Genomic DNA, 24,940 nt, shown 5'->3' on the forward strand with positions numbered 1-24,940 from the left:
CGTCGAAGAGGGCCTGGCAGTCGAAGTCCACCTCAGGACGGTAGGACCAGGGCGGCATCGGGGAACAGCGTGATCGCCAGGATTCCGCTCGGCGTCGGGGTCAGGACCGCCATCCCGTACGCGTCGCCACGCCACCACACCGAGACCCCCGGCTGCCCGTTCACGATCGCCGGCGTCATCCGCCAATCGCCCGGCGCGCCCATCGCCGGCACCGCGAGGTCCAGGCATGCGTCCCGCCCGGACGCCCAGGTCGCCGAGCCGCTCTGCTGGATCGAGGCGTCGGCCCGCAGCACCTCGCGGAACGCCACCGGGTCGGCCGCCTCCCACGCCGCCATGTACTTCGCGAGCAGCTCCCGGGCCCGCGGGTCGTCCGGCTCGAGCACCTCGTCGCGGCGCGGCGCCACCTCGTCGATCCGCTGCCGGGCCCGCTGCAGCGCGCTCTTCACGGCCGGCACCGACAGACCGAGGATCTCCCCGGTCTCGGCCGCCGAGAACGCCAGCACGTCGCGCAGCAGCAGGACGGCCCGCTGCCGGGCCGGCAGGTACTGCAAACCGGCGACGAAGGCCAGCCGTACGCTCTCCCGCTCGGTCACCGAGTCGGCCGGGTCGGTGGGGAACGGCCCGATCCACCCCTGGGCCCCGTCCGCGCCGCTCGGCAACGCCCGCCGCCCACGTCCGTCCAACGCGGTCAGGCACGCGTTCGTGGCGATCCGGTACAGCCAGGTCCGCACCGAGGACTGCTGCCGGAAGCCGTTCCACCCGCGCAGCGCCCGCAGGTAGGTCTCCTGCACCGCGTCCTCGGCGTCGTCCCGCGCCCCGAGCATCCGGTACGCGTGCGCGAGCAGCCCCCGCCGCTCCCGGTCGAAGGCCTCGGTCAGAGTCCCAGCTTCGGCCGTGTCCACGCCGCGAACCTCCCGATCGCCTCGTCGGCCTCCGTCGAGTATCCGGCCGCCATCTGGAACGAGTGCAGCCGCCCCGGGAAGACGTCGAGCCGCGCCTCCACGCCCGCGTCGGCGACCCGTTCGGCCAGCCGCTCGCCCTCGCCGAGCGGCCCCTCGGCCCCGCCCGCCTGGACGAAGACCGGCGGCAGCCCGCTCAGGTCGGCGTGGAACGCGTTCACCGCCGGGTCGGTGCCGCTCACCCCGTCCGGCAGGTACGCGTCGATCAGCGCCCGGATCATCGGCCGGGTGAAGAACGTGTCGGTGGCGGCGTTCGTGTCGTAGCTGGCCGCGGCGAGCGCCCGATCCGTGTCCAGCCAGGGCGAGATCAGCAGCAGCGCCTCGGCCCCCGGCACCCGCAACGCGGTGTACACCACCAGCTGGGCACCGGCCGAGTCGGCGGCCAGCACCGTGCGCAGCCCCTGGGCGCGCAGCCACCGATACGCCGTGACCACGTCGTCGAGCTGCGCCGGATACCGGAACTCGGGCGTGTGCCGGTAGGTGGTCAGCAGCACCGGCACGCCGACCGCCTTGGCCAGGTGCCCGTACATCTTGCGGTGCGAGTAGAGCGACCCGCCGACGAACCCGCCGCCGTGCACCGCCATGATCGCCCGCCCCGGCGCGGCGTCGTGCGGCCGCAGCCACATCGCGGGCACCCCGCCGGCCGAGACCTCGAGGTAGTCCACGCCGCCCGGCTCGCCGGTCACGTCACCCCAGTGGTCGCCCCCGCCGCGGCCGGTGCCGGCGGTCCATTCCGCATACAGCTCTTCGATGGCATCCATGCCGGTACAGACCCGGCACCCGGCCCAAAGGAATCGGTCAGGGGTGGTCGAGGGCCTTCGCGAGCGGCACCCCGTCCAGGCGGGAGAGCACCATCGACCGGAACTGCGGGCAGCTCTGGTAGTCGTCGTGGCGGCAGCGAAGGCCGTGCTCCAGCAGGGTCGCCGACAGCGTCAGCCGCTCGATCCGCTCCCGTACCCGTTCCAGCTGGGCGAGCAGCAGCGCCCGCCGGTCGGCCGGGTCGGCCGCGTCGAACAGCTCACGCAGCTCCGCCAGGCTGAACCCGGCGTCCTTGCAGATCTGGATCTCGGCCACCCGGCTCAGGTCGGCCGGCCCGTAGACGCGGCGGCCGGCCACCCGGCGGGCGGGCGCGAGCAGGCCCACGTCCTCCCAGTGGCGCAGCACGTGGGTGGCGACGCCGGCCCGGGCCGCCAGCTCGCCGATCGTGTACTCCACCGGGCACCCCCAACGGTTGACTTCAGGTCGACCTTAAGTCGCACGATGGGCGCATGGCCGAGACGCACAGCGCATACACCGATACCGAGTCGTTGATCCGCCTGCTCGACGTGGCCGAGCGCCTGCCCGGCGCGGTCGCCCTGCGTGAGCGCGGCTACGAGCTGTTGCGGCCCCCGCCGGGCGCGACCGTGGTGGACGTCGGTTGCGGGGCCGGCCGGGCGGTGGCCGACCTGGCCGAGCGCGGCTGCCGGGCCATCGGGGTGGACCTCGACCCGGGCATGCTGGCCGCCGCGCGGGCGAGATTTCCCGAGCTGGACCTGCGCTCCGCCGATGTGACCGCGCTGCCGCTCGACGACGGCGCGGCCCTGGGCTACCGGGCCGACAAGGTCTACCACATGCTGCAAGAGCCGGCGGCGGCGCTGGCCGAGGCGCGGCGGGTGCTCGCCCCCGGTGGCCGGATCGTGCTGGTCGGACAGGACTGGGACACCATGCTCGTCGACTCCGACCAGGGCGAGCTGACCCGCCGGATCGTGGCCGCGCGCGCCGACACCATCCCGCGCCCGCGGATCGCCCGCTCCTACCGCACGCTGCTGCTCGACGCCGGCTTCCGGGAGGCCACGCTCGAGGTACACACCGCGGTCTTCACCGACCCGCCGACGGTGTCGCTGCTGGAGAAGCACGCGACCACCGCCCGCGACGCCGGCGCGATCACCGACGCCGAGCTGAAGGGGTGGCTCGACGAGCAGCGGGAGCGGGCCGCCGCGGGCCGGCTGACCCTGGCCATCCCGATGTTCCTGGCCGCCGCGACCCGCTGACCGCGGTGGTCAGCGCTCGGCGACGGCGACCCGACCGCTGCGCATCGAGTTGCGCCGGCCCAGGCGTACGCCCAAATCCTGGGTGATCTCCAGCAGGTCCTGGTCGGAGCGCACGACGAAGCCGTGCAGGGCCAGCAGGCGGGACATCTCGTCGACCGACCAGGTGGAGAGCCACGGCTCGGCGGCCCACGGGTTCTGCCGGCCGGCGACCCGGCCGATGATTTTGCGGACGACCTCGCCGATCCAGGACGGCAGCTGGTAATTGACGATCAGGCGGCTGCCGGAGGCGGAGCGCGCGGCGATCGCGGCGACCGTGGCGGCCACCTCGTCCCGGGTCAGGTAGGGCACCACGCCCTCCCAGATCCAGGTGGTCGGCTGGTCGGCGTGGTGGCCGGCCGCCTCCAGCGCGTCGGTGAGCACGTCGTGCGCGAAGTCGACCGGCACATAGATGGGTGGCGCGCCGGTCAGGTTCGTCGCGCGATCGCGCTTCTCCTGCTGGGACGCCGGGTGGTCGACCTCGAAGAAGGTGGCGCCCGGCACGTCGAGGCGCCAGGCCCGCCCGTCCAGGCCCGCCCCGAGGATCACCACCTGGGTCGCCGCGCCCGCTCGTGCGGCGTCGTCGATCGCCACCGTCCGGGGCACGATGATGTCGGCGGCTCCGCGCACCATCTCGTACGGGAAACGCTCGGCCATGCCTTTCGGGGGCCGCCCCTCGCGTACGCGATGAACCTCGGCCTGCTCCTCCGCCCGCAGCAGCGGCATCGCCGTCGGGTCCGCGAAGCGGCCCGGCGCGATCCGGCCGTCCGCCACCGCCCGGGCCTGGCAGACCGTCACCGCGGTGCGACTCGCGCGACGCTCGGTCATCCGCCCAGTCTTACAGCAGCCGCACAGCCGATGCACGGCGACGCTCCAGGCCGCCGACCTACCGTCCAACCATGGTGATTCTGCTGCTTCTCCTGCTGATCGGGGTCGGGGCGTCGGTGTTCCTGGCCGGCGGGCGTCGCGGCACCGTCAACGAACGGGTGCTCGCGGACACCCGGGCCGAGGCGCTCCGCTGGTACGAGCGGCTCGGCGGCCAGTTGCTCGACCTGCGCGACGACGGCGGGGCCGCCCGCCAGGCGCTGACCGACGCGGCCGAGCGGTATCAGGCCGCGGGGGCGCAGATCTCCCGGGCCCGCACGGTCATGCAGTACCAGCTGGCCCGGGAGACCACGCTGGAGGGCCTGGCCTACGTGCGGGCGGCGCGCCTCGCCCTCGGCATCGAACCGGGCCCGGAGTTGCCCCCGCTCGCCTCGGCCCGGGCCGGCGTGATCGACCAGGAGCAGGAGATCAACGGCTATCGGGTTGGCCCGCGGGCGACCGCGCAGACGCCGTACTACTACGCCGGCGGATACGTGAACGGCCGCCCGGTGCCGGCCGGCTACTACGCCACGCCGTGGTGGAAGACGGCGCTCGCGGCCGGCGCCGGCACCATCGGCGGCATGCTGATCATGGACACCCTCTTCGGCCACCACCAGGGCGACTTTCCTCAGTTCTGACCGGCGGGGTGACCAGCGGCACGTGTGGTCCAGGTCCCGATGCGTTGTCCGGGCCAGGCCCGCGTAGAAGGCTTGTTTCCGTACGTGTGCGAAGCGAACGGAAAGGCGGCCCATGCCCCTGCGACCCGGCCGGCGGGCATGGGCGGTATGGGCCGTCGGCCTCGCCGCGTACATCATGGCCGTGCTGCACCGCACCTCGCTGGGCGTAGCGGGCCTCGACGCGCAGGACCGCTTCCACATCGGCGCGGGCACGCTCGCTTCCTTCGCGGTGCTTCAGCTTCTCGTCTACGCGGGACTGCAGGTGCCGGTGGGGCTGCTCCTCGACCGGTTCGGCTCGCTGCGCCTGGTGGTCAGCGGCGGCCTGATCATGGCTGTCGGGCAGGTGCTGATGGCCACCGCGGACGGCGTGGGCGGCGCGGTGCCGGCCCGGGTGCTGGTCGGCGCCGGCGACGCGATGACCTTCATCAGCGTGCTGCGGCTGGTGCCGCACTGGTTCCCGCCCCGGCGGGTGCCGATCGTCACGCAGCTGACCGGGCTCGTCGGGCAGGCCGGGCAGGTGCTCTCCGCCGTACCGCTGGCGGCCCTGCTCGCCGGGCCGGGCTGGACCACCGCGTTCGTCGGCGCGGCCGGCGCCGGCCTCCTGGTCGCCGTGGTGGCGCTGGCCGCGCTGCGGGACACGCCGCACCGGAAGATCTCCAGCGGCGCGCCGATCACGATGCGGCAGCTGGGCACCGACCTGGCCGGCGCGTGGCGGCACCCGGGCACCCGGCTCGGGCTCTGGTCGCACTTCACCACCCAGTTCACCGGCACGGTCTTCGCGCTGATGTGGGGCTTCCCGTTCCTGATCGCCGGCGAGGGCCTGGACCGGGAGACGGCGAGCTCGCTGCTCACCCTGTTCGTGCTGGCCGGCATGACGGCCGGGCCGATGGTCGGGTGGCTGGTGCAGCGCCACCCGCTGCGCCGGTCCTGGCTGGTGCTCGGGATCATCGCGGTCAACGCGGGCGCCTGGGGGCTGGTGCTGTGCTGGCCGGGCCGCGCGCCGCTGCCGGTGCTGGTGCTGCTGGTGGTCGCGCTGGGCACCGGCGGGCCGGGCTCGATGATCGGCTTCGACTACGCGCGGACGTTCAACCCGCCCAGCCGGCTGGGCACCGCAACCGGGGTGGTCAATGTCGGTGGCTTCGTCGCGTCGCTGGTGACCATCGAGTTCATCGGGCTGATCCTGGACGCCCGGACCGGCGGCCACAACGACTACGGCATCGACGACTTCAAGATCGCTATGAGTGTGCAATACCTCATCTTCGCCATCGGGCTCGTGGCGATCTTGCGTAACCGCAGGCTGGCTCGGCGGCACCTGGCCGCCGAGGGCGTGGTGGTCCGCCCGCTGCGCGAGGTGCTCGCCGAGCGGCGGGGTTTAGCCGCGGGACGAGCGGTAAAGGCGAAGACGCTGACCGGCGACAGAGGTGGCGGACACGAGTAGGGACCGAGGAGGACATGACTGAGCACCAACCGGACCGCATCTGGTCCGGCATCGACATCCCGAAGACCATTGCCGGCGTGCTGGCGGCACTTTCCGCGGCGGTCGTCGGCTCGTATCTCGGCGTGGCGGGCACGCTCGCCGGGGCCGCGGTCGCCAGCGTGATCGGATCGGTCGGCACCGAGGTCTACACCCGGTCGATCCACAAGGGCAGGAGGAAACTGCAGGGGACGTTCACGGCGGCGCCGGCCGCGATCGGCACGCCTCCGGTGGCGGCCGCCGCCACGACGATGGCGTTGCCGGCGATGGACGCCTCGCCGCGGAAGGTCCGCTGGAAGCGGGTCGCCGTGGTGGCCGGGGCGGTGTTCGTGATCGCCGTCGGCACGCTGACCGCCGCCGAGCTGTTCGCCGGCCGGTCGATCGCCGACGCGACCCGGGGCGGCAACGGCGACCGGTCGACGGTTTCATCGCTTTTCGGCGACAAGAGCGGAAAAACCGAAAAATCACCCCGTGGTACGCCGAGCGAGTCGCCGACCACCGGGCCGGCCGCGACACAGTCCCCGACCACGCAGGCCCCGACCGGGCAGCCCACCGACGCGCCGACCGGCGGCTCGTCACCGGCGCCGGCCACCGGCGGCACCGGCGACCCCGGCAGCACCGGCGATCCGGGCAGCACCGGTGGCGCCACGGGCGGTACCAACGAAGGCGAAGCCGGTACCGGCGGCGGCACCCCGGCGCCCATCGGCAGCGCGCAACCGTAGGGCCGGTCCGGCGGGAAGCCCGACGCGGCCGAGAGCGCGGGGGAATACTCGGTACCCGGAGCCAACGGGACGGAGCAGCACATGGACGCCAAGGACATCCTGACCGACGCCTTCGGGCGACTTCCCGGCCTCGTGCACAGCGCCGTGCACGGGCTCACCCCCGAGCAGCTGCGCTGGGCCCCCGCGCCCGGCGCGAACTCGATCGGCTGGCTGATCTGGCACCTCACCCGGGTGCAGGACGACCACCTCGCCGACGCGATGGGCGAGGACCAGCTCTACGGCAGCGGCGACTGGGCCGCCCGCTTCGGCCTGAAGAACGACCCGGCCGACACCGGGTACGGGCACACGGCGAGCCAGGTCGCCATGGTCGCGCCGGAAAACGCGCAGGCGCTGGAGGACTACTTCCGCGCCGTGCACGACCGCACGATGGCCTACCTGGCCGGCCTCACCGACGACGACCTCGACCGGGTCGTCGACACCGCCTGGGATCCGCCGGTCACCCTCGGTGTCCGGCTGGTCAGCGTCGCCGACGACGACGCCCAGCACGTGGGCCAGGCCGCGTACGTCCGCGGACTCCTCTGACGCCGAACACGTGCCCGGCCGTCACCCAGCGTGCGGACACCGGGTAGCCTCGGGCCCGTTCCGATGCAGATTTCGCGGAGGTCTTTGATGAGCAGTGTGGTCGTCGTCACCGGTTCGGCCGGCCTGATCGGCTCCGAGTCGGTCCGGCACTTCGCCGGTCTCGGCATGGACGTCGTCGGCGTCGACAACGACATGCGCGGCTACTTCTTCGGCAAGGACGGCTCCACCAAGTGGAACCTCGACCGGCTGCGGAAGGAGGTCGGCGAGCGGTACACCCACCACGACGTCGACATCCGCGACCGCGACGGGCTGCTCAACCTCTTCGCCGCTCTGGGCAAGGAGGTCGGCCTGGTCATCCACTGCGCCGCCCAGCCCTCGCACGACTGGGCCGCCCGCGAGCCGTTCACCGACTTCGACGTCAACGCCACCGGCACCCTCAACATGCTCGAGGCGGTTCGCCGGCACTGCCCGACGGCGCCGTTCATCTTCACCTCGACCAACAAGGTCTACGGCGATCTGCCCAACTCGCTGCCGCTGATCGAGCAGGAGACCCGCTGGGAGCTCCCCGAGGACCACCAGTGGTACGGCGGCATCGACGAGACGATGTCGATCGACCAGTGCCTGCACTCGGTCTTCGGCGCCAGCAAGGTGGCCGCCGACGTGATGGTCCAGGAGTACGGCCGCTACTTCGACATGCCGACCGCCGTGTTCCGCGGCGGCACCCTCACCGGCCCCGGCCACTCGGCCGCCGAGCTGCACGGCTTCCTGGCGTACGTGATGCGCTGCGTGATGGAGCAACGGCAATACCACATCTACGGCTACAAGGGGAAGCAGGTCCGCGACGCGATCCACTCCAGTGACCTGGTGTCCGCCTTCGAGGCGTTCTACCGTGCTCCCCGGGTCGCGGAGGTCTACAACATGGGTGGCGGCCGGTACTCGAACTGCTCGGTGCTCGAGGCCTTCCAGCTGGCCTCCGAGATCACCGGCCTCGAGGCGCGGACCGACTACGTCGAGGACAACCGGATCGGCGACCACCAGTGGTGGATCAGCGGCCTGTCCCGCTTCCAGGCGCACTACCCGCAGTGGAAGCTCACCTACGACGTCCCGGCCATCCTGCGCGAGATGTACGAGGCGAACCAGGACGTCTGGAAGGCCTGACCGGGGGCCGGCGGCGTGAATTTCGCTCCCGTATCGGTCAGGTGACCGATTCGGACCGGCCGCCGGTCGACAAGGATCGGGGGCATGACATTCCTGCGGGTGGAGGAGACCCCGACCGGGCTCGCCGTCTCGGGTGAGCTGGACGTCAACAACGCCGGTGTGCTGGCCGGCCGGGTGCGCGCGATGCTGCTCGGCGCGCACCCGGCCACCCTCCAGCTCGACCTGCATCGGCTGGACTTCATCGACGTGACCGGCGTCCGTACCCTCTACGACCTGCACTTCGATGCGGCCGCCGCGGACTGCGCGCTCACGGTCAGCAACGCGCCGCTGCAGACCCGCCGGATTGTCGCCGTGCTCGGCTTCCAGGATGTGTTCGCGCTGTCCCCTGAACGCCGCCTGCTTGCCGAGCCGGGCAGTTGACTTCACGTCTCGCGCTGCTGGGCCGCGACCCACGCGGCAATCTGGGCGCGGGACGTGAAGTCGAGCTTGGTGAGAATGTGTTCGATGTGGGTGTTCGCGGTGCGCCGGCCGATCAGCAGCCGGCCGGCGATCTGCTGGTTGGTGAGGCCCTCGGCGACGAGCGCGGCGACCTCGCGCTCACGTCGGGTCAGCGGCGCCCAGTTCCCGGCCCGCTGCGTCACTTCCGGCGGCCCCGTCCGGTCGGGCTCACCGAGGGCGTACTCGATACCCGCCCCGAGGTCGAGGTCGAGCCCGGCGGCGTACGCGGCGTCGAAAGCGCGGTCGCCGGCCTTGTCCCGGGCCTGCTTCTCCACCGCCGCTCGGGCCGCGACCAGGTCGGGCGAGCCGAGCTGCGGCAGGCCGACCGTCTCCCAGGCGCGGTGTGCGATGCCGAGCAGGCCGGCCGCCCGCTCGGCCTCCCCGAGCGCGGCCGCAGCGGTGGCCAGCACGTCGACCGCCATCGCACAGCCGGTGCTGTCGCCGAGCTGACGCTTGAAGCGCAGCGCGTCCCGGCAGTAGCTGACCGCCACACCGGGGTTGCCGCGGCCCATCTCGGCGAGGGCGCGCATGTAGTCGGCATAGGAGCGCATCCAGCGTTCCTGATGGTCGTCGCTGAGCGCCCAGGTCTGCTCGATGGCGGCGAACTCCCGGTCGAACTCGCCGGCGAAGGCCAACGCCCAGCACTGCGCGGTGAGCGCCACGAGCAGGCCGATGCCGGAATCGCCGCTCGCCCGATGCAGGCGCTCGGACTCCTCGGACAGCACCAACGCCCGGATCGGGTTGCCCTGGAGCAGGGCGATCATGCCGGATACGTATGAGATCCAGGCCAGGGCGGGTGTGTCCGCGTGCTGCCGGCTCTCGGCCAGCCGGCGCTCCGAGGCCGTCATGTCGCCCTGCATCGCGCAGATCCATCCGCAGACCCACCACGCCTTGGCCAGCGTCGGGCCGGACGGGTGCTTCAGCGCCAGCACCCGATCCAGGTAGTGCCGGCCCTCGCGCGGATGCCCGCAGGCCACCCAGAAGAACAGCAGCGCCGCGACCAGGTTCAGCCCGGCCTCGTGCTCGGCCGGGTCGGACAGGCTGAACTCCAGCGCGGCGCGCAGGTTGGCGTGCTCCCGGCTGAGCCGCTGGTACCAGACGACCTGCTCGGGCCCGCACCACTGGTCGTCGAAGCGGCGGGCCATCCCCAGGTAGTAGTCGCGATGGCGGCGCCGCAGCAGCCGCTCGTCGCCGGTCGCGCGCAGCAGGCCCAGTCCGTACTCGCGGATGGTTTCGAGCAGCCGGAACCGGATCCCGGACGGCTGTTCCTCGGCGAGCAGGATCGACTTGTCGACCAGGCTGGTCACCAGGTGCAGCACGCCCTCGTCGGCGAGCCGATCGTCGGCGCACACCTCCTGCGCCGCGGTGAGGTCGAAGTCGCCGGCGAACACCGAGACCCGGGCCCACAGCAGGCTCTCCTCCCGGGTGCACAGGCCGTGACTCCAGTCGATCGCGGTGCGCAGCGACTCGTGCCGGCCGGCCACCGCGCCGCCACCGCCGAGCAGCGCGAACCGGTCGGCGAGCCGGCCCTCCAGCAGCGCGGCGATCTGCTGCACGGGCAGCGCCCGGGTGCGTACCGCGGCCAGCTCGATGGCGAGCGGGATGCCGTCCAGGTCGCGGCAGAGCCGGGCCACCGCGTCCTGGTTGTGTTCGGTCAGCCGGAAGGTCGGCGAGGCGGCCCGCGCGCGCTCGGCGAAGAGCACCACCGCGGCGTCCCGGTCGCCGGACGCGCGCGATCCGTCCGGGGAGATCGGGAGCGGCAGCAGGGGAAAGAGGTGCTCGCCCTGCACCGCAAGCGGCTGCCGACTGGTCGCCAGCACCCGCAGCCCGGGCGCCGAGCGCAGCAGCGCGTCGACCAGTTGCGCGCACGGCTGGGCCAGGTGCTCGCAGTTGTCCAGCACCAGCAGCAGCCGGCGGGCCTCGAGGAACTCGGCGAGGATCTTGACCAGCGACCGGGTCGACTGGTCGCGCAGCCCGAGCGCGCCGGCGACCGCCTCGGGCACCAGGTCGGCCTGCCCGAGCGCGGACAGGTCGACCAGCCACGCGCCGTCGGCGAACGCCCGCCGCACCTCGGCCGCGACCCGCAGCACCGTCCGCGTCTTGCCCACCCCGCCGACCCCGGTGACCGTGACCAGCCGGGCCGCGGTCAGCAGCCGTTTGAGCTCCTGCCGCTCGCCGACCCGGTCCACGAAGCTGGACAGCTCCGCGGGTAGGTTGCCCGGTCTCGCAGACTCCGTCACATCAGCCTCGCTCGATGCCTTGTTGCACGATTTCGGCAGCATATGCGGGCTGTCGGGCGGTCGGCGGAAGTCCACCCGACCGTGGTACGACGAACGACTACCGGGGCCGGACCGAGTCGTCCAGCACCCGGGCCGTGGCCAGCGAATCGGCGAATCGCGCCGGATCGAGGTCGAGGCCGCCCGGAACCCAGGTCAGGCTCGGGCCGGCCGCCCCAGCCGGGACGTAGCCGATCGGCGTGGCCGGGGCGTCGTCGGTGGGCGCGGCCGGGGCGTCGGCGGTCACGGCGGCAGGGTTTTCGGCGGTCATCGCGGCGGGGGCGTCGGCGGTCATCGCGGTGAGGATGTCGGCGGGGGAGAGGCCGGCCTCCTGCAGGGCACGGATCTCGCGCGGGTTCACGCCCGGGATCAGCGGCCCGTTGCCCAGGTCGGTGCCGTACCGGACGCGCCCGCCGTGCTGCAGGAAGAGCCGCAGGTTGGCGATGGCCGTGGCCCGCTCCGGGGTGTCCCGGCCCCAGCCGTGGATGTCGAGCGTGCTGATCCAGCGCATCCGCGCGGCGCAGGCGCGGGCCAGCCCGGGGTCGAGCGGCTCGGTCCACGGCGTGTGCGCGAGCAGGTCGGCGCCCGCCTCGTAGGCGGCCCGGACGGTGCCCGGGCCCTCGGCGTGCACGACCACGTCGAGGCCGAGCCGGTGGGCGGCGTCGGCGATCGCGGTCATCGTCGGCGGGCCCAGTTGCGGGCCACCGGCGTGCGCCGTGATCTTGATGAGGGTGGCGCCGATCGCGTGCGCGGCCAGGACGGCCTCGGCGCCCTCGGCCGGCGAGGCGACGGCGCGCCAGCTGCCGGGTGCGGCCCAGGAGCGGTCGCTCGGGTAGCCGCCGGGGGCGATCAGAAACGGTCCGGCATATCTGATCGTGGGCAGTTTCCGGTCGGCCGGGGCGGAGGCCAGCGCCGCCACGGTGGCGGGGACGCTGCCGAGATCCCAGACCTCGGCGATGCCGCCGGCGCGGACCGTGGCGAGATCGACGAGACCGGAGTGGACGTGGGCGTCGATCAGTCCGGGCAGCAGGGTGCCCGGGAGCCGCACAACCGATTTACCGGAAAGGTCGGACGAGGGGACCCGCCACACCGAGTCGGCCGCGTACGAGGTCACCTCTCGAGCAGCGACCGCAGCACCGACAGCCCCCGATACACCTCCCCGAAGCTGGTGCTCAGCGGGGCCGGCCCGATCCGCAGCCCGTCCGGCCGCCGGTAGTCCGGGATCACCCCGCCGTCCCAGAGCGGCGCGAGCAGCTCCTCGAACCCGGGCTTGCGCAGCGTCACGTGCCCGCCCCGCCGCTGCGGGTCGCGCGGGCTGACCACCTCGACGTCGTACGGCGCGAGCAGCTCGTCGGCGACGTCCAGCGCGTACCCGGTGAGCAGCAGCGACTTCACCCGCACCGCCTCGATCCCGGCCGCCTCCAGCATGTCGAGGTTGGCGTGCAGCGGCACCATCGCGAGGATCGGCGGCGTCCCGCTCAGCAGCGCCCGGCTGCCCTCGGCCGGCTCGTACCCCGGCCCCATCTCGAAGGACGCCCGGTGCCCCATCCAGCCCTGGATCGGCTGCCGCAGAACCGGCAAAAGATCCTTCTTCGCGTACGCGAAGGCCGGCGCCCCCGGTCCGCCGTTCAGATACTTGTACGTGCAGCCCACCGCGAGATCGACATCCCATTCGTCCAGATAAATCGGGACCGATCCCGCGGAATGGCACAAGTCCCACATGGCCAGAGCGCCGGCCGAGTGCGCAATCCTGGTGATCTCCGGGACGTCGGCCAGCCAGCCTGATCGATAGGCGACATGGCTGAACAGCACGAGCGCCGTCCGGTCGTCCACGACCTCCGCGACCTGCGCCGGGTGGACACCGGTAGCGGGATCGGTGGAAATCCAGACGAGTTCCAGCCCGCGCTCGGCCGCGATCCCCTCCAACACGTACCGATCGGTGGGGAAGTTGTCGGTGTCGAGCACCACGCGGGAGCGCCCGGGCCGGGCCGCGACCGCCGCCCGCGCCAGCTTGTAGATCAGCACCGTCGTGGAGTCGGCGATCACCGTCTGCCCGGCCGCCGCGCCCAGCGCCACCCGGCCGAGCCGGTCGCCGAGCCGCAGCGGCCACTCCATCCACTCGTCGGTCCAGCCGCGGATGAGCCGACCGGCCCACTGCTCCCGGATGAAGCGCTCCATCAGCTCCGCGGTCGCCCTGAGCGGCCGGCCCAGCGAGTTGCCGTCGAGGTACGAGACCACGTCGAAGTCGGCCGGCGCGAGGAACTGGTCGCGGCACCCGGCGAGCGGGTCGGCCGCGTCGAGGTCGGCGGCGCGGGCGATCAGGTCGTCGGTCACCGGGGTACTCCGATCTCCGTGCGGACGGCGTACAGCTCGGGGAAGAAGGTCAGGTCGAGGGCGGCCTTGAGGAAGGCGACGCCGCTGGAGCCGCCGGTGCCGCGTTTGAAGCCGATCGTCCGTTCCACGGTCTTGAGGTGCCGGAACCGCCAGAGCTGGAAGTTCTCCTCCAGGTCGACCAGTTCCTCGCAGGTCTCGTACGCGGCCCAGTGCTTCTCCGGGTCGTTATAGATCTCTACAAACACCGGGACCAGGTCCTCGTTGAACGAGTACGGCATTGTCACGTCCCGCTGCAGCAGCTCGGCCGGCACCTCGTAGCCGTGCCGCGCGAGGTAGCGCAGGAACTGGTCGTAGACGCTGGGCGCCTCGAGCGCCTCGGTCAGCATCGCCTGCGCGGCCGGGTCGTCGTTGAAGATCGACAGCATCCGGCGATCCTTGTTGCCGAGCGTGAACTCGACCGCGCGGTACTGGTACGACTGGAAGCCCGAGGACGTGCCGAGGAAGCTGCGGAACTCGGCGTACTCGCTCGGGGTCAGCGTGGCCAGCACCGACCACTGCTCGGTGAGCGTGCGCTGGATGTGTTTGACCCGGGCGAGCCCCTTGAGCGCCGGCCGCAGCTCGTCGGCGGCCAGCTGCCGCTGCACCGCGCGCAGCTCGTGCAACACCAGCTTCAGCCACAGCTCGGAGGTCTGGTGCTGGAGGATGAACAGCAGCTCGTCGTGGTGCTCGGGCATGCTGACCGGGTGCTGCGCGTTGAGGATCTCGTTCAGGTGCAGATACTTCCCGTACGAGAGGTTGACCTTGAAGTCCCGGACGATGCCGTCCTCGAGGTGTCGTTGTTCGCTAGCCACCCTTGCAGGCTAGTCATCCGCGGAAAATTGGCACACCTGATCAGACATTGGCGAGGGAGCCGTCGGTAAGGATCGGACCCCAGTACACCCACTGACCGTCATGGCGGACGAAACGGCTGCGCTCGACCATGTCGCCGGGCTTGCCGTGGTCGCGGTAGTGCGCCCGGAACTCGACGACGCCCTCCGCGTCGAACAGGCCGCCGCCGGTCGAGTCGATGATCTCCAGCCCGACCCAGCGCAGGTGCTCATCGGGCACGATCGCCTCCGGCCGGGTGTCCGGGTGCCAGGAGGCCAGCACGTACGCGTCGTCGTCCAGGGCGAACGCGGAGTACCGCGAGCGCATCAGCGCCTCGGCGCTGGCCGGCGCGTGGCCCTCGTGCGCGGGGCCGCAGCATTCGGCGTAGGCCAGGCCGCGGCCGCACGGGCAGGCCGTCACGGTCTTGGTTCGTCGAGCCATGCGGTCGATTCTCCCACCGGACGTTATGTAACCGTGGCGTAAGTGCTGTCGTCGCGCAGCGCGACGACTTAATCGCTTCAGCGTGGATCTACCGCCGGTGGCCGGATACGGCGTGCAACGTTGGGGAAAGGCCGAGCCGAGCGCGGGGACGGCGGCTGCAAGCGCAGCCACCCGGATCCGATCCGGCTGCAAGGTTGGGTTCGGTTTTTGCAACAAACTGACGTAGGATTCCGCCGTGACCAAACGTCTGGCCGAGGTGGCCAAGAAGGCGGGCGTCAGCGAGGCCACGGTCAGCCGAGTGCTCAACGGGCGCAGCGGCGTCTCCGAGGCCACCCGCGCGTCCGTGCTCACCGCGCTCGATGTCCTGGGGTACGAGCGACCCACCAAGCTGCGCGGCGAGCGCGGCCGGCTGGTCGGCCTCGTCCTGCCCGAGCTGCAGAACCCGATCTTCCCGGCGCTCGCCGAGGTGGTGACCGCCTCGCTCGCCCAGCGTGGCTTCACCCCGCTGCTGGCCGCCCGCACGATCGGCGGCGTCCCCGAGCGCGACTACATCGAGATGCTGCTCGACCATCAGGTGTCCGGTGTGGTCTTCGCCGGCGGGTCATATGCGCTGGCCGACGCCGAGCACAGCCACTACCGGGCGCTGACCGACCGCCGGATGCCGGTCGTCATGGTCAACGCCGGCGTCGACGACCTGGGCTTCCCGCACATCTCGACCGATGACGCGGTCGCCGTGGAGCAGGCGTACGGCCATCTCAAGTCCCTCGGCCACCAGCGGGTCGGCATGGTGATGGGCCCGGAGGACCACGTGCCGTCCCGCCGCAAGCTCGCCGGGCTGGAGAAGATCGCGGCCGGCGACTGGTTCGTCGAGCGCACGAACTTCTCGATGGAGAGCGCCCGGCTGGCCGCGGCCCGCCTGATCGAGCGGGGCGTGACCGGCATGATCTGCGCTTCCGACGTGCTCGCGCTCGGCTCGATCCGGGCCGCCCGCCGGCTCGGGCTGGAGGTGCCGCGCGACGTGTCGGTCGTCGGTTTCGACGACTCCGCGCTGATGACCTGCACCGATCCGCCGCTGACCACGGTGCGTCAGCCGATCGAGATGATGGGCCAGGCGGCGGTCGACCTGCTGGTCAACCAGATCGAGGGCAGCGGCGTCGCCCCCGACGAGTTGCTGTTCGAACCGGAGCTGGTCGTGCGCGGGTCGACGGCACCGGCTCCCTAAGGCTGACCAGGCAATATTCCTAACGAAGGGCGGGCCGATGGCCCGCCCTTCGCCGTTTCCGGGTTTCCGCGGTCGCGTCGAGTTTTTTCTTCATCCAGTCGGCTTCTTGCGGGACATCGTTTGTCTTTGTATCGTCACCTCCACGAAACATGACGACGAACTTCTTCCCGAAGGGATGAATAGATGTCCGTACCGCAGTACCGACGGGTTGCGGCGCTCGCCGTCGCGGCCGGCTTGGGCCTCAGCATCGCGGCGTGTTCCACGAAGGGCAGTGACGACTCGGGGAAGGACGCCGGCGGCAAGACGGTCATCACCGTCGACTGCCAGCCGGACGGCTCCCAGAAGGACCTGCTGGCGAACTGGAACGCCGACGTCGCGGAGTTCGAGAAGCAGAACCCGACCGTCACCATCAAGAGCGTCAGCGTCGGCCAGCAGTGCAACAACCCGCCGGACTTCACCGCCCGGCTCACCGGCGGCACGATGACCGACGTCTTCTACGGCTACATGACCGACCTCCAGCAGGTGCTGGACTCCGGCCAGGCGATGGACATCACCCAGTACGCGACCAAGGACAACATCGCGACCTGGGACAGCGTCGACCCGGCGCTCAAGGCGGTCTTCACCGACAACGGCAAGATCTACGCCATCCCGACGAAGAACTACTCGATGGGTCTGCTCTACAACAAGACCCTCTTCCAGAAGGCCGGGCTGGACGTCAGCAACCCGCCGAAGACCTGGGCCGACGTGCGCGCCGCGGCCAAGAAGATCGCCGCGCTGGGCGGCGGGGTGGCCGGCTACGCCGACTACAGCGCGGGTAACACCGGCGGCTGGCACTTCACCGCCGAGCTCTACTCGCAGGGCGGCCAGATCCTGAGCGCCGACAACAAGAAGGCCGACTTCAACAACGCCCAGGGCAAGCAGGTCCTGCAGAACCTCAAGGACATGCGGTACGGCGACAACAGCATGGGCTCGCGGCAGCTGCTGCAGTGGGCCGACCTGCTGACCAACGCCGCGGCCGGCAAGGTCGGCATGTTCATCGGCGCGCCGGACGCCACCACCGCGATCGTCCAGCAGTTCCAGGGCAAGTACCAGGACTGGGCGATGGCCCCGATGCCCGGCCAGGACGGCGCGGCCAAGGGCACGCTCGGCGGCGGCGAGGGCTACTTCTTCCGCAAGGACCTCACCCCCGACCAGGTCAAGGCCGGCCTCAAGTGGATCGCCTTCGAGAAGCTGACCCCGGGCAAGGGCCAGTTCGACTACGCCCGGGCCAAGCCGCAGAACCAGCCGGTCGGCCTGCCCCAGCCGCTGCTGTTCACCAACGGCAGCGACGCCCAGAAGCAGGAGGCCGACCTGCGCAAGGCGAACCAGAACGTGCCGAGCGAGAACTTCGGCCTCTTCGAGGCGAGCCCGGTGGCGATCAAGGGTGAGCCGGTCAACGCCCAGGCCATCTACGCGGTGCTCGACAGCGCGATGTCCGGCGTGCTGACCAACCCGAACGCGAACATCGACGAGCTGCTCAAGACCGCCGAGACCAAGACGAACCAGCTCCTGACCGCCGACAAGTGACCAACGAGTGCGGGGGCCGGCAAGCCCCCGCACTCCTTCTCGATCGCAGGAGTTTTCGTTGGCAACGATGACCAGCGCCCCGGAGACGAGCCGCCGGCCACGGGTCTACGCGCGAACCGGGACGGCCCGCACGCGCCGCGGGCGCAAGCTGCGGGACAACCTCACCGGGTACGCGTTCCTGATCGGGGCGATCTTCTGCTTCGCCCTGTTCCAGTGGTTCCCGATGATCCGCGGCATCGTGATGAGCTTCCAGCACACCAAGCGGGGCGTGACCACCTGGGTAGGCTTCGACAACTTCGTGCGCATCGTGCAGGACCCGAGCTTCTGGACCGCCTGGAAGAACACCTTCTACTTCACGGTCCTCGCGCTCATCCTCGGCTACGCCGTCCCGTTCGTGGTGGCGATCCTGCTCAACGAGTTCCGGCACTTCAAGGGCTACCTGCGCATCCTGGTCTACCTGCCGGTGATGCTGCCGCCGGCCTCGGCGCTGTTCCTGTTCAAGTACTACGCGTACGACCCGAGCGACGCCGGCCTGTTCAACGCGGTTCTGCACTTCTTCCACCTGCCGAGCTCGCAGTGGATGCAGTCGCCGTCGATGACGATGCCGGCCATGGTGATCGCCTCGACCTGGATGAACATGGGCGCCGCGGTGCTGATCTACCTGGCCGCCCTGCAGAACATCCCCGGCGAGCTGTACGAGGCGGCCGAGCTGGACGGCGCGGGCCTGCTGCGCCGCATCTGGAACGTGACGATCCCGCAGACCCGGCTGATCCTGGCGCTGCTGGCGATGCTCCAGATCGTCGCCACCATGCAGGTCTTCATCGAGCCGCTGATCCTGGCCAACGGCGCCGGCACGCAGGACTCGGCGACGTCGGTGGCGTACCTCATCTATCAGCACGGCTTCTTCCAGAACGACCTGAACGGCGCCGCCGCGCTCGGCGTGATCATGCTCCTGGTTCTCGCCGCCTTCTCCGCCGTCTACGTGCGGCTGACCACGAAGCAGGACTGACCGATGGCCTCTGACTCCGGCACCCGCACGCTCATCTCCCAAGCACAGCTCCAGCGCGGCAAGGGCAAGTTCGTCTACTGGACGCTGCTCGGGCTCACCGTGCTGATCTTCACGCTGGTCTTCATCGGCCCGCTGTACTGGATGGTCACCGGCGCGCTGAAGTCGGGCCAGGAAATTGCGCAGACCCCGCCCTCGCTGTTCCCGCAGCACCCCGAGACGAAGAACTACGCCGACGCGTGGAGCAACCTCAACCTCGCGAAGCTGATGTTCAACACCTTCTACTACGCGGTCGGGGCGGTCTTCTTCCAGCTGGTCTTCGACACCGCCGCGGCGTACGCGCTCTCCAAGCTGCGCCCGATCTTCGGCAACGTGGTCCTCGCGCTGATGCTGGCCACCCTGATGATCCCGGCGATGGTCGTCATCGTGCCGCAGTACGTGACCGCGATCGACCTGCCGTTCGTGCACGCCAGTCTGCTCGACTCGCCGTGGGCGATCTGGCTGCCGCTGGTCGCCAACGCGTTCAACATCTTCCTGCTCAAGCGGTTCTTCGACTCGATCCCGGAGGATCTGATCGCGGCCGCCATGGTGGACGGGGCGTCGCCGCTGCGCACCCTCTGGTCGATCATCCTGCCGATGTCGCGCCCGATCCTCGGCGTGGTCTCGATCTTCGCGGTCACCTACGTGTGGAAAGACTTCCTCTGGCCGAAGCTGGTGATGCCCTCGCCCGAGACCCGCACTCTGAGCGTCGGCATCTACGCCTTCTCCGGCGGCACCCCGATGAACGTGGTGGTCGCGGCCTCGGTCATCGCGGCGATCCCGACCGTGGTCATCTTCCTGATCTTCCAGCGAAACATCATGTCGGGTCTGACGGCGGGCAGCGTCAAAGGCTAGGCCGCTGCCTCGGTCGTTAAACCCCCGAAATATCCGCAGAAATCTTCGGTCCGGGTCACCCGGGCCTAGCTGACCATGCAGAAAGCAGGTGCTTGTGTCCACAACAGACGGTGGTCCGTGGTGGAGGAGCGCGGTGATCTACCAGGTGTACCCGAGAAGCTTCGCCGACGCGAACGGCGACGGCATCGGGGACATCGACGGCATCCGCGCGCACCTGGGGCACCTGCGCGACCTCGGCATCGACGCGATCTGGATGAGCCCGTGGTACCCGTCGCCGATGGCCGACGCCGGCTACGACGTGGCCGACTTCCGCGACATCGACCCGGTCTTCGGCACCCTCGCCGGGGCCGAGGCGCTGGTCGAGGAGGCGCACGCGGTCGGTATCCGCATGATCGTCGACATCGTTCCGAACCATATCTCCAGCGAGCACCCGTGGTTCAAGGCGGCGCTGGCCGCACCCTCGGCGAAGGAACGCGACTACTTCTGGTTCCGGCCGGGGCGGGGCGCGAACGGCGACGAGATGCCGACGGACTGGCGAGGGGAGTTCGGCGGCACGACCTGGACCCGTACCCCCGATGGCCTTTGGTATCTGCATCTGTTCACGCCCGAGCAGCCCGACCTCAACTGGGACCACCCGGACGTGCGCGCCGAGTTCGAGAGCATCCTGCGGTTCTGGTTCGACCGCGGGGTCGACGGCATCCGGATCGACTCCGCGGCGCTGCTCTTCAAGGACAAAGACCTGCCCGAGGTACGGGACGGGGCACCGCATCCGTTCCACGACCTGGACGAGGTGCACGACGTGTACCGGGCCTGGCGCCGGGTGGCCGACTCGTACGACGGTGATCGCGCCCTGATCGGCGAGGTCTGGATGCCCGACGTCGAGCGGTTCGCCAACTACCTGCGCCCGGACGAGCTGCACGCGGCGTTCAACTTCGACCTCCTCGGCTGCGCCTGGGACCCGGCGCTGATGCGTGCCTCCATCGACCGCACCCTCGACGCGCACGCCGCGGTCGGTGCGCCGGCCACCTGGGTGCTCTCCAACCACGACGTCACCCGGCACGTCACCCGGTACGGCCGCGAGGACACCACCTTCAGCTTCGACAACAACCTGGACGGCACCCCGGTCGACCTCGAGCTCGGCACCCGCCGCGCCCGGGCCGCCGCGCTGCTGTCGTTGTCGCTGCCCGGCGCCACCTACCTCTACCAGGGCGACGAGCTCGGCCTCTGGGAGAACGAGAACATCCCGCCCTCGTCCTTTCAAGATCCGATGTGGGCGCGGCGTGGGCACAGCCGGGACGGCTGCCGGGTGCCGCTGCCGTGGAGCGGCGACGAGCCGCCGTTCGGCTTCAGCACCGCCTCGCCGTGGCTGCCGCAGCCGCCGGAGTGGAAGGGGCTGACCGTCGAGGCGCAGACCGGCGACCCCAACTCGATGCTGTCGCTGTACCGGTCGGCGATCGCGCTGCGCCGGGAAGAGCCCGGCCTGCACCGGGCTGAGATGGCCTGGCTCGACCTGCACCCGCAAGTGCTCGCGTACTGCCGCGGCGCGAATTTCGCCTGCGTCGTCAACATGTCCGGCGCCTCGATCCCCCTGCCGGACCACGAGACCTCCCTGCTCGCCAGTGGCCCTCTCGACGGTGACCGCCTCCCCCCGGACACCGCCGTCTGGCTGCGCCTGAGCTGACCTTGAACGGGCGCCGGATCCACCGCCGGCGCCTTCAGAGCAGGAGGAGCTACATCCCCGGGGGCTTTTCACGGAAGAAAGGCACCGCTCCCGCCATGCCTCGATTCAGAAGACGATTCCTGGCCGCTGCCGCGGCCGTAGGGGTCGTGGCCGCGATCCTCTCCGCACCGACCGCCGCCTCCGCCGCCGGCACCAACCTGGCCGCCGGCAAGACCTTCAGCGCCAGCAGCTACACCGACGTCTACCCGGCCGGCAACGCCGGTGACGGCAACGCCAACACCTACTGGGAAAGCCAGAACAACGCGTTCCCGCAGTGGCTGCAGGTCGACCTCGGCTCGGCCGTCTCGGTCAACCAGCTCGTCCTCAAGCTGCCGCCGTCCACCTCGTGGGCCACCCGCACCGAGACGCTGACTGTCTCCGGGTCCAGCGACGGCTCGACGTTCAGCACGCTCAAGGCCAGCGCCGGCTACACGTTCAACCCGGCCTCGAGCAACGCGGTCACCGTGGACCTGACCACGGCGACCACCCGGTTCGTCCGGCTGACCTTCACCGCGAACACCGGCTGGCCGGCCGGGCAGCTCTCCGAGCTCGAGGTGTACGGGCCGGCCACCGGCGACACCCAGGCGCCCAGCGCGCCCGGGAACCTCGCCTACACCCAGCCGGCCAGTGGCCAGATCAAGCTGACCTGGTCGGCCTCGACCGACAACGTCGGTGTCACCGGGTACGACGTGTACGCCAACGGTGTGCTGCGCACCAGCGTCGGCGCGGGCGTGCTCACCTACACCGACAGCCAGCCGGACTCGGCGACCGTCGCCTACTACGTGAAGGCGAAGGATGCGGCCGGCAACGTGTCGGCGGCCAGCAACACGGTCACCCGGACCGGCACGCCGGTCACCGGAAGCAACCTCGCGCTCAACAAGCCGATCGAGGCGTCCTCGACCGTCTACACGTTCGTGGCGACCAACGCCAACGACGACAACGTGGCCACCTACTGGGAGGGCAGTGCGTACCCGGCGAACCTGACCGTGAAGCTGGGCGCCAACGCCACCGTCCAGCAGGTCGTGGTCAAGCTGAACCCGGACAGCGCCTGGGCGACCCGGCAGCAGACGTTCTCGGTCCTCGGCCGGGAGCAGAGCTCGTCGACGTTCACCACGCTGGTCGGCTCGGCGGCGTACACCTTCAACCCGGCCTCGGGCAACACGGTGACCATCCCGGTGAGCGGAACCGCCGCGGACCTCCGACTCTCCTTCACCGCGAACACCGGCGCGCCCAGCGGCCAGGTGGCGGAGTTGCAGGTGATCGGCGTCGCCGCGCCGAACCCGGACCTGACGATCACCGGGCTGTCCTCGTCGCCGGCCGCGCCGGTCGAGACCGACGCGGTGACGCTGTCGGCCACCGTCAAGAACGGCGGCACGGCGGCCTCGGCCGCCTCGGACGTCAACTTCTACCTGGGTACGACCAAGGTCGGCACCGCCGCGGTAGGCGCGCTCGCCGCGGGCGCGTCGACCACCGTCTCGGCCAACATCGGCGCTCGCGACGCCGGCACCTATGCGCTCTCCGCGCAGGTGGACGAGTCGAACACGGTGATCGAGCTGAACGAGGCGAACAACTCGTTCACGTCCTCGGCCAACCTCGTCGTCACGCCGGTGTCGTCGTCGGACCTGGTGGCCTCGTCGGTCGCCTGGTCGCCGGGCAACCCGTCGGCCGGCAACACGGTCACCTTCACGGTCACCATCAAGAACCAGGGCTCGGCGGCCTCGGCGTCCGGTGCACACGGCGTCACCTTGACCGTTTTGTCCGGTTCGACCGTGATCAAGACGCTGACCGGCTCGTATACAGGAGTTTTGGCGGCCGGCGCCTCCTCGCCCGCGCTCTCGCTGGGCACGTGGACCGCCGTAAATGGGAAATATACGGTTCACACCGTTATCGCGGTTGACGCCAACGAGCTGTCCGTGAAGCAGGCGAACAACACTTCGGACAAATCATTCTTTGTCGGTCGGGGCGCCAACATGCCCTTCGACGCCTACGAGGCCGAGGACGGCACGCTCGGCGGCGGCGCGGCAATCGTCGGCCCCAACCGGACCATCGGCGACCTGGCCGGCGAGGCGTCCGGGCGCAAGGCCGTCACGCTCAACCAGACCGGCGCGTCGGTGCAGTGGACGACCCGGAACCCCACCAACACGATCGTCGCCCGGTTCTCCATCCCGGACGGCACGACCAGCTCGATCAACGTGTACGTGAACGGCACGCTCAACAAGACGCTCCCGCTCACCTCGAAGTACGCGTGGCTCTACGGCGACGAGACGGCGCCGCAGAACTCCGGCAGCAACCCGCGGCACATCTACGACGAGGCGAACATCCTGCTGAGCGGCTCGTTCCCGGCCGGCAGCACGATCAAGCTGCAGAAGGACGTGGCCAACTCCGGCACCATCGCGATCGACTTCATCAACCTCGAGCAGGTTGCCCCGATCGCCAACCCGGACACGTCCAAGTACGTCGTGCCGACCGGCTTCGACCAGCAGTCGGTGCAGAACGCGCTGGACGCCGCCCGGCAGGACACCAGCAAGGCGGGCGTCTACCTGCCGGCCGGCGACTACCAGGTCTCCAGCAAGCTGCAGGTGTACGGCCGGGCCATCCAGGTCATCGGCGCGGGCCCCTGGTACACCCGGTTCTTCACGCCCGACAGCCAGAGCAACACCGACGCCGGGTTCCGGGCCGACGGCACCGCCAACGGGTCGACGTTCGCGAACTTCGCGTACTTCGGCAACTACAACATCCGGATCGACGGCCCCGGCAAGGTCTTCGACCTCGCCAACGTCAGCGGCATCACCATCGACAACATCTGGGCCGAGCACGTGGTCTGCCTGTACTGGGGCGCGAACACCGACAACATGGTGATCAAGAACTCGCGCATCCGGGACACGTTCGCCGACGGCATCAACATGACCAACGGCAGCACCGGCAACCTGGTCGACAACAACGAGGCCCGGGCGACCGGCGACGACAGCTTCGCGCTGTTCTCGGCGATCGACGCGGGCGGCTCCGACGAGATCAACAACACCTACTCCAACCTCACCTCGATCCTGACGTGGCGGGCGGCCGGTGTCGCGGTCTACGGCGGGTACGCCAACACGTTCAAGAACATCTACATCGCGGACACCCTGGTCTACTCGGGCATCACCATCAGCTCGCTGGACTTCGGCTACCCGATGAACGGCTTCGGCGCCTCGCCGCCGACCGTCTTCGACAACATCTCGATCGTCCGGGCCGGCGGCCACTTCTGGGGCGCGCAGACCTTCCCGGCGATCTGGTGCTTCAGCGCGTCGAAGGTGTTCCAGGGCATCCGGGTGAGCAATGTGGACATCACCGACCCGACCTACTCGGGAATCATGTTCCAGACCAACTACAAGAACGGGCCGCAAAACCCGATCACGGACACCACGTTCACCAACATCACGATCAGCGGCGCGCAGAAGAGCGGCGACGCGTACGACGCGAAGTCCGGCTTCGGCATCTGGGCCAACCCGCTGCCCGAGGCCGGCCAGGGCCCGGCGGTCGGCTCGGCCACCTTCACCAACCTCCAGTTCAGCAACAACTACCGGGACATCGAGAACCAGACCACCACGTTCACGATCATCCGCAACTGAGCCCGC

22 protein-coding genes are annotated in these 24,940 nt (G+C 70.5%); 13 read left to right on the plus strand and 9 right to left on the minus strand.

Features of this window, described 5'->3' with window-relative positions; all coding sequences use genetic code 11:
* Nucleotides 1–32: 32 nt before the first annotated feature.
* From ODJ79_RS17490 to ODJ79_RS17500, 3 genes are read right to left on the minus strand one after another with little or no spacing between them, the layout of a single operon-like run.
* The gene (locus tag ODJ79_RS17490) at nt 33–902 is read right to left on the minus strand and encodes an RNA polymerase subunit sigma-70 (RefSeq protein ID WP_263024534.1); all 870 of its coding nucleotides are present in this window, start codon (nt 900–902) and stop codon (nt 33–35) included.
* Nucleotides 875–1,720 carry an alpha/beta hydrolase fold domain-containing protein gene (locus ODJ79_RS17495; RefSeq protein WP_263024535.1) on the minus strand — a complete coding sequence of 282 codons (846 nt, stop codon included), beginning with the start codon at nt 1,718–1,720 and terminating at the stop codon, nt 875–877. Before ODJ79_RS17495 ends, ODJ79_RS17490 begins: the two co-directional genes overlap by 28 nt.
* Nucleotides 1,721–1,757: 37 nt before the next feature.
* A complete protein-coding gene (locus tag ODJ79_RS17500) occupies nt 1,758–2,174 on the minus strand; it encodes a MerR family transcriptional regulator (RefSeq protein WP_263024536.1) in 417 nt (138 codons plus the stop codon).
* Between the two features lie 53 nt (nt 2,175–2,227).
* On the opposite strand from ODJ79_RS17500, the gene ODJ79_RS17505 reads away from it, so the two are divergent.
* Nucleotides 2,228–2,989, plus strand: coding sequence for a methyltransferase domain-containing protein (locus ODJ79_RS17505; protein ID WP_263024537.1), 762 nt, complete (start codon nt 2,228–2,230; stop codon nt 2,987–2,989).
* A 9-nt stretch (nt 2,990–2,998) separates the two neighbouring features.
* Here the strand turns inward: ODJ79_RS17505 and ODJ79_RS17510 are convergent, their stop codons facing one another.
* The gene (locus ODJ79_RS17510) at nt 2,999–3,853 is read right to left on the minus strand and encodes a class I SAM-dependent methyltransferase (protein ID WP_263024538.1); all 855 of its coding nucleotides are present in this window, start codon (nt 3,851–3,853) and stop codon (nt 2,999–3,001) included.
* A 71-nt stretch (nt 3,854–3,924) separates the two neighbouring features.
* Between ODJ79_RS17510 and ODJ79_RS17515 the strand changes: the two genes are divergently transcribed.
* The 6 genes from ODJ79_RS17515 (at nt 3,925) to ODJ79_RS17540 (ending at nt 8,922) form a co-directional block, all read left to right on the plus strand.
* Nucleotides 3,925–4,527: a hypothetical protein gene (locus tag ODJ79_RS17515; protein WP_263024539.1), complete on the plus strand. Its 603-nt coding sequence runs from the start codon at nt 3,925–3,927 to the stop codon at nt 4,525–4,527.
* A 112-nt stretch (nt 4,528–4,639) separates the two neighbouring features.
* The gene (locus tag ODJ79_RS17520) at nt 4,640–6,004 is read left to right on the plus strand and encodes an MFS transporter (protein ID WP_263024540.1); all 1,365 of its coding nucleotides are present in this window, start codon (nt 4,640–4,642) and stop codon (nt 6,002–6,004) included.
* A gap of 14 nt (nt 6,005–6,018) precedes the next feature.
* The gene (locus ODJ79_RS17525) at nt 6,019–6,762 is read left to right on the plus strand and encodes a hypothetical protein (protein ID WP_263024541.1); all 744 of its coding nucleotides are present in this window, start codon (nt 6,019–6,021) and stop codon (nt 6,760–6,762) included.
* Between the two features lie 81 nt (nt 6,763–6,843).
* Entirely contained in the window at nt 6,844–7,344 is a 501-nt protein-coding gene (locus ODJ79_RS17530; RefSeq protein ID WP_263024542.1) for a mycothiol transferase, read from the plus strand.
* Nucleotides 7,345–7,431: 87 nt separating this feature from the next.
* Nucleotides 7,432–8,502 carry an NAD-dependent epimerase/dehydratase family protein gene (locus tag ODJ79_RS17535; RefSeq protein ID WP_263024543.1) on the plus strand — a complete coding sequence of 357 codons (1,071 nt, stop codon included), beginning with the start codon at nt 7,432–7,434 and terminating at the stop codon, nt 8,500–8,502.
* An 84-nt stretch (nt 8,503–8,586) separates the two neighbouring features.
* Nucleotides 8,587–8,922 carry an STAS domain-containing protein gene (locus ODJ79_RS17540; RefSeq protein ID WP_263024544.1) on the plus strand — a complete coding sequence of 112 codons (336 nt, stop codon included), beginning with the start codon at nt 8,587–8,589 and terminating at the stop codon, nt 8,920–8,922.
* A gap of 2 nt (nt 8,923–8,924) precedes the next feature.
* On the opposite strand, the gene ODJ79_RS17545 is transcribed toward ODJ79_RS17540, so the two are convergent.
* The 5 genes from ODJ79_RS17545 to ODJ79_RS17565 all read right to left on the minus strand — a co-directional run bounded on the left by ODJ79_RS17545 (nt 8,925) and on the right by ODJ79_RS17565 (nt 14,918).
* The gene (locus tag ODJ79_RS17545) at nt 8,925–11,240 is read right to left on the minus strand and encodes an ATP-binding protein (protein WP_263024545.1); all 2,316 of its coding nucleotides are present in this window, start codon (nt 11,238–11,240) and stop codon (nt 8,925–8,927) included.
* Nucleotides 11,241–11,337: 97 nt separating this feature from the next.
* Nucleotides 11,338–12,390 (minus strand): amidohydrolase family protein, encoded by a 1,053-nt coding sequence (locus ODJ79_RS17550; protein ID WP_263024546.1) that lies wholly within the window; start codon nt 12,388–12,390, stop codon nt 11,338–11,340.
* Complete coding sequence (gene kynU, locus ODJ79_RS17555; RefSeq protein ID WP_263024547.1) at nt 12,387–13,610, minus strand: kynureninase; 1,224 nt, start codon at nt 13,608–13,610, stop codon at nt 12,387–12,389. Before kynU ends, ODJ79_RS17550 begins: the two co-directional genes overlap by 4 nt.
* The gene (kynA, locus tag ODJ79_RS17560) at nt 13,607–14,461 is read right to left on the minus strand and encodes a tryptophan 2,3-dioxygenase (protein ID WP_263024548.1); all 855 of its coding nucleotides are present in this window, start codon (nt 14,459–14,461) and stop codon (nt 13,607–13,609) included. Before kynA ends, kynU begins: the two co-directional genes overlap by 4 nt.
* A 40-nt stretch (nt 14,462–14,501) precedes the next feature.
* Nucleotides 14,502–14,918, minus strand: coding sequence for a YchJ family protein (locus tag ODJ79_RS17565; protein WP_263024549.1), 417 nt, complete (start codon nt 14,916–14,918; stop codon nt 14,502–14,504).
* Nucleotides 14,919–15,153: 235 nt separating this feature from the next.
* On the opposite strand from ODJ79_RS17565, the gene ODJ79_RS17570 reads away from it, so the two are divergent.
* From ODJ79_RS17570 to ODJ79_RS17595, 6 genes are all read left to right on the plus strand, one after another.
* Nucleotides 15,154–16,140: a LacI family DNA-binding transcriptional regulator gene (locus ODJ79_RS17570; RefSeq protein ID WP_263024550.1), complete on the plus strand. Its 987-nt coding sequence runs from the start codon at nt 15,154–15,156 to the stop codon at nt 16,138–16,140.
* A gap of 183 nt (nt 16,141–16,323) precedes the next feature.
* On the plus strand, nt 16,324–17,706 hold the full coding sequence (locus ODJ79_RS17575) for an ABC transporter substrate-binding protein (RefSeq protein WP_263024551.1): 1,383 nt from the start codon (nt 16,324–16,326) through the stop codon (nt 17,704–17,706).
* Between the two features lie 67 nt (nt 17,707–17,773).
* Complete coding sequence (locus ODJ79_RS17580) at nt 17,774–18,715, plus strand: carbohydrate ABC transporter permease (RefSeq protein WP_411267330.1); 942 nt, start codon at nt 17,774–17,776, stop codon at nt 18,713–18,715.
* 3 nt (nt 18,716–18,718) lie between these two features.
* Nucleotides 18,719–19,606 (plus strand): carbohydrate ABC transporter permease, encoded by an 888-nt coding sequence (locus tag ODJ79_RS17585; RefSeq protein WP_263024553.1) that lies wholly within the window; start codon nt 18,719–18,721, stop codon nt 19,604–19,606.
* A gap of 94 nt (nt 19,607–19,700) precedes the next feature.
* Entirely contained in the window at nt 19,701–21,287 is a 1,587-nt protein-coding gene (locus ODJ79_RS17590) for a glycoside hydrolase family 13 protein (protein WP_263024554.1), read from the plus strand.
* Between the two features lie 95 nt (nt 21,288–21,382).
* Nucleotides 21,383–24,934, plus strand: coding sequence for a discoidin domain-containing protein (locus ODJ79_RS17595; protein WP_263024555.1), 3,552 nt, complete (start codon nt 21,383–21,385; stop codon nt 24,932–24,934).
* Nucleotides 24,935–24,940: the final 6 nt, after the last annotated feature.

It is taken from the genome of Actinoplanes sp. KI2, assembly GCF_025630775.1.
GTDB lineage: Bacteria > Actinomycetota > Actinomycetes > Mycobacteriales > Micromonosporaceae > Actinoplanes.

Excerpts from the sequence above, each read along its gene's own strand:
- ODJ79_RS17495 (WP_263024535.1), bottom strand. The coding sequence starts at position 1,720 with ATGGATGCCATCGAAGAGCTGTATGCGGAATGGACCGCCGGCACCGGC.
- ODJ79_RS17505 (WP_263024537.1), top strand. The coding sequence starts at position 2,228 with ATGGCCGAGACGCACAGCGCATACACCGATACCGAGTCGTTGATCCGC.
- ODJ79_RS17510 (WP_263024538.1), bottom strand. The coding sequence starts at position 3,853 with ATGACCGAGCGTCGCGCGAGTCGCACCGCGGTGACGGTCTGCCAGGCC.
- ODJ79_RS17515 (WP_263024539.1), top strand. The coding sequence starts at position 3,925 with ATGGTGATTCTGCTGCTTCTCCTGCTGATCGGGGTCGGGGCGTCGGTG.
- ODJ79_RS17520 (WP_263024540.1), top strand. The coding sequence starts at position 4,640 with ATGCCCCTGCGACCCGGCCGGCGGGCATGGGCGGTATGGGCCGTCGGC.
- ODJ79_RS17525 (WP_263024541.1), top strand. The coding sequence starts at position 6,019 with ATGACTGAGCACCAACCGGACCGCATCTGGTCCGGCATCGACATCCCG.
- ODJ79_RS17530 (WP_263024542.1), top strand. The coding sequence starts at position 6,844 with ATGGACGCCAAGGACATCCTGACCGACGCCTTCGGGCGACTTCCCGGC.
- ODJ79_RS17535 (WP_263024543.1), top strand. The coding sequence starts at position 7,432 with ATGAGCAGTGTGGTCGTCGTCACCGGTTCGGCCGGCCTGATCGGCTCC.
- ODJ79_RS17540 (WP_263024544.1), top strand. The coding sequence starts at position 8,587 with ATGACATTCCTGCGGGTGGAGGAGACCCCGACCGGGCTCGCCGTCTCG.
- ODJ79_RS17565 (WP_263024549.1), bottom strand. The coding sequence starts at position 14,918 with ATGGCTCGACGAACCAAGACCGTGACGGCCTGCCCGTGCGGCCGCGGC.
- ODJ79_RS17575 (WP_263024551.1), top strand. The coding sequence starts at position 16,324 with ATGTCCGTACCGCAGTACCGACGGGTTGCGGCGCTCGCCGTCGCGGCC.
- ODJ79_RS17580 (WP_411267330.1), top strand. The coding sequence starts at position 17,774 with ATGACCAGCGCCCCGGAGACGAGCCGCCGGCCACGGGTCTACGCGCGA.
- ODJ79_RS17585 (WP_263024553.1), top strand. The coding sequence starts at position 18,719 with ATGGCCTCTGACTCCGGCACCCGCACGCTCATCTCCCAAGCACAGCTC.
- ODJ79_RS17595 (WP_263024555.1), top strand. The coding sequence starts at position 21,383 with ATGCCTCGATTCAGAAGACGATTCCTGGCCGCTGCCGCGGCCGTAGGG.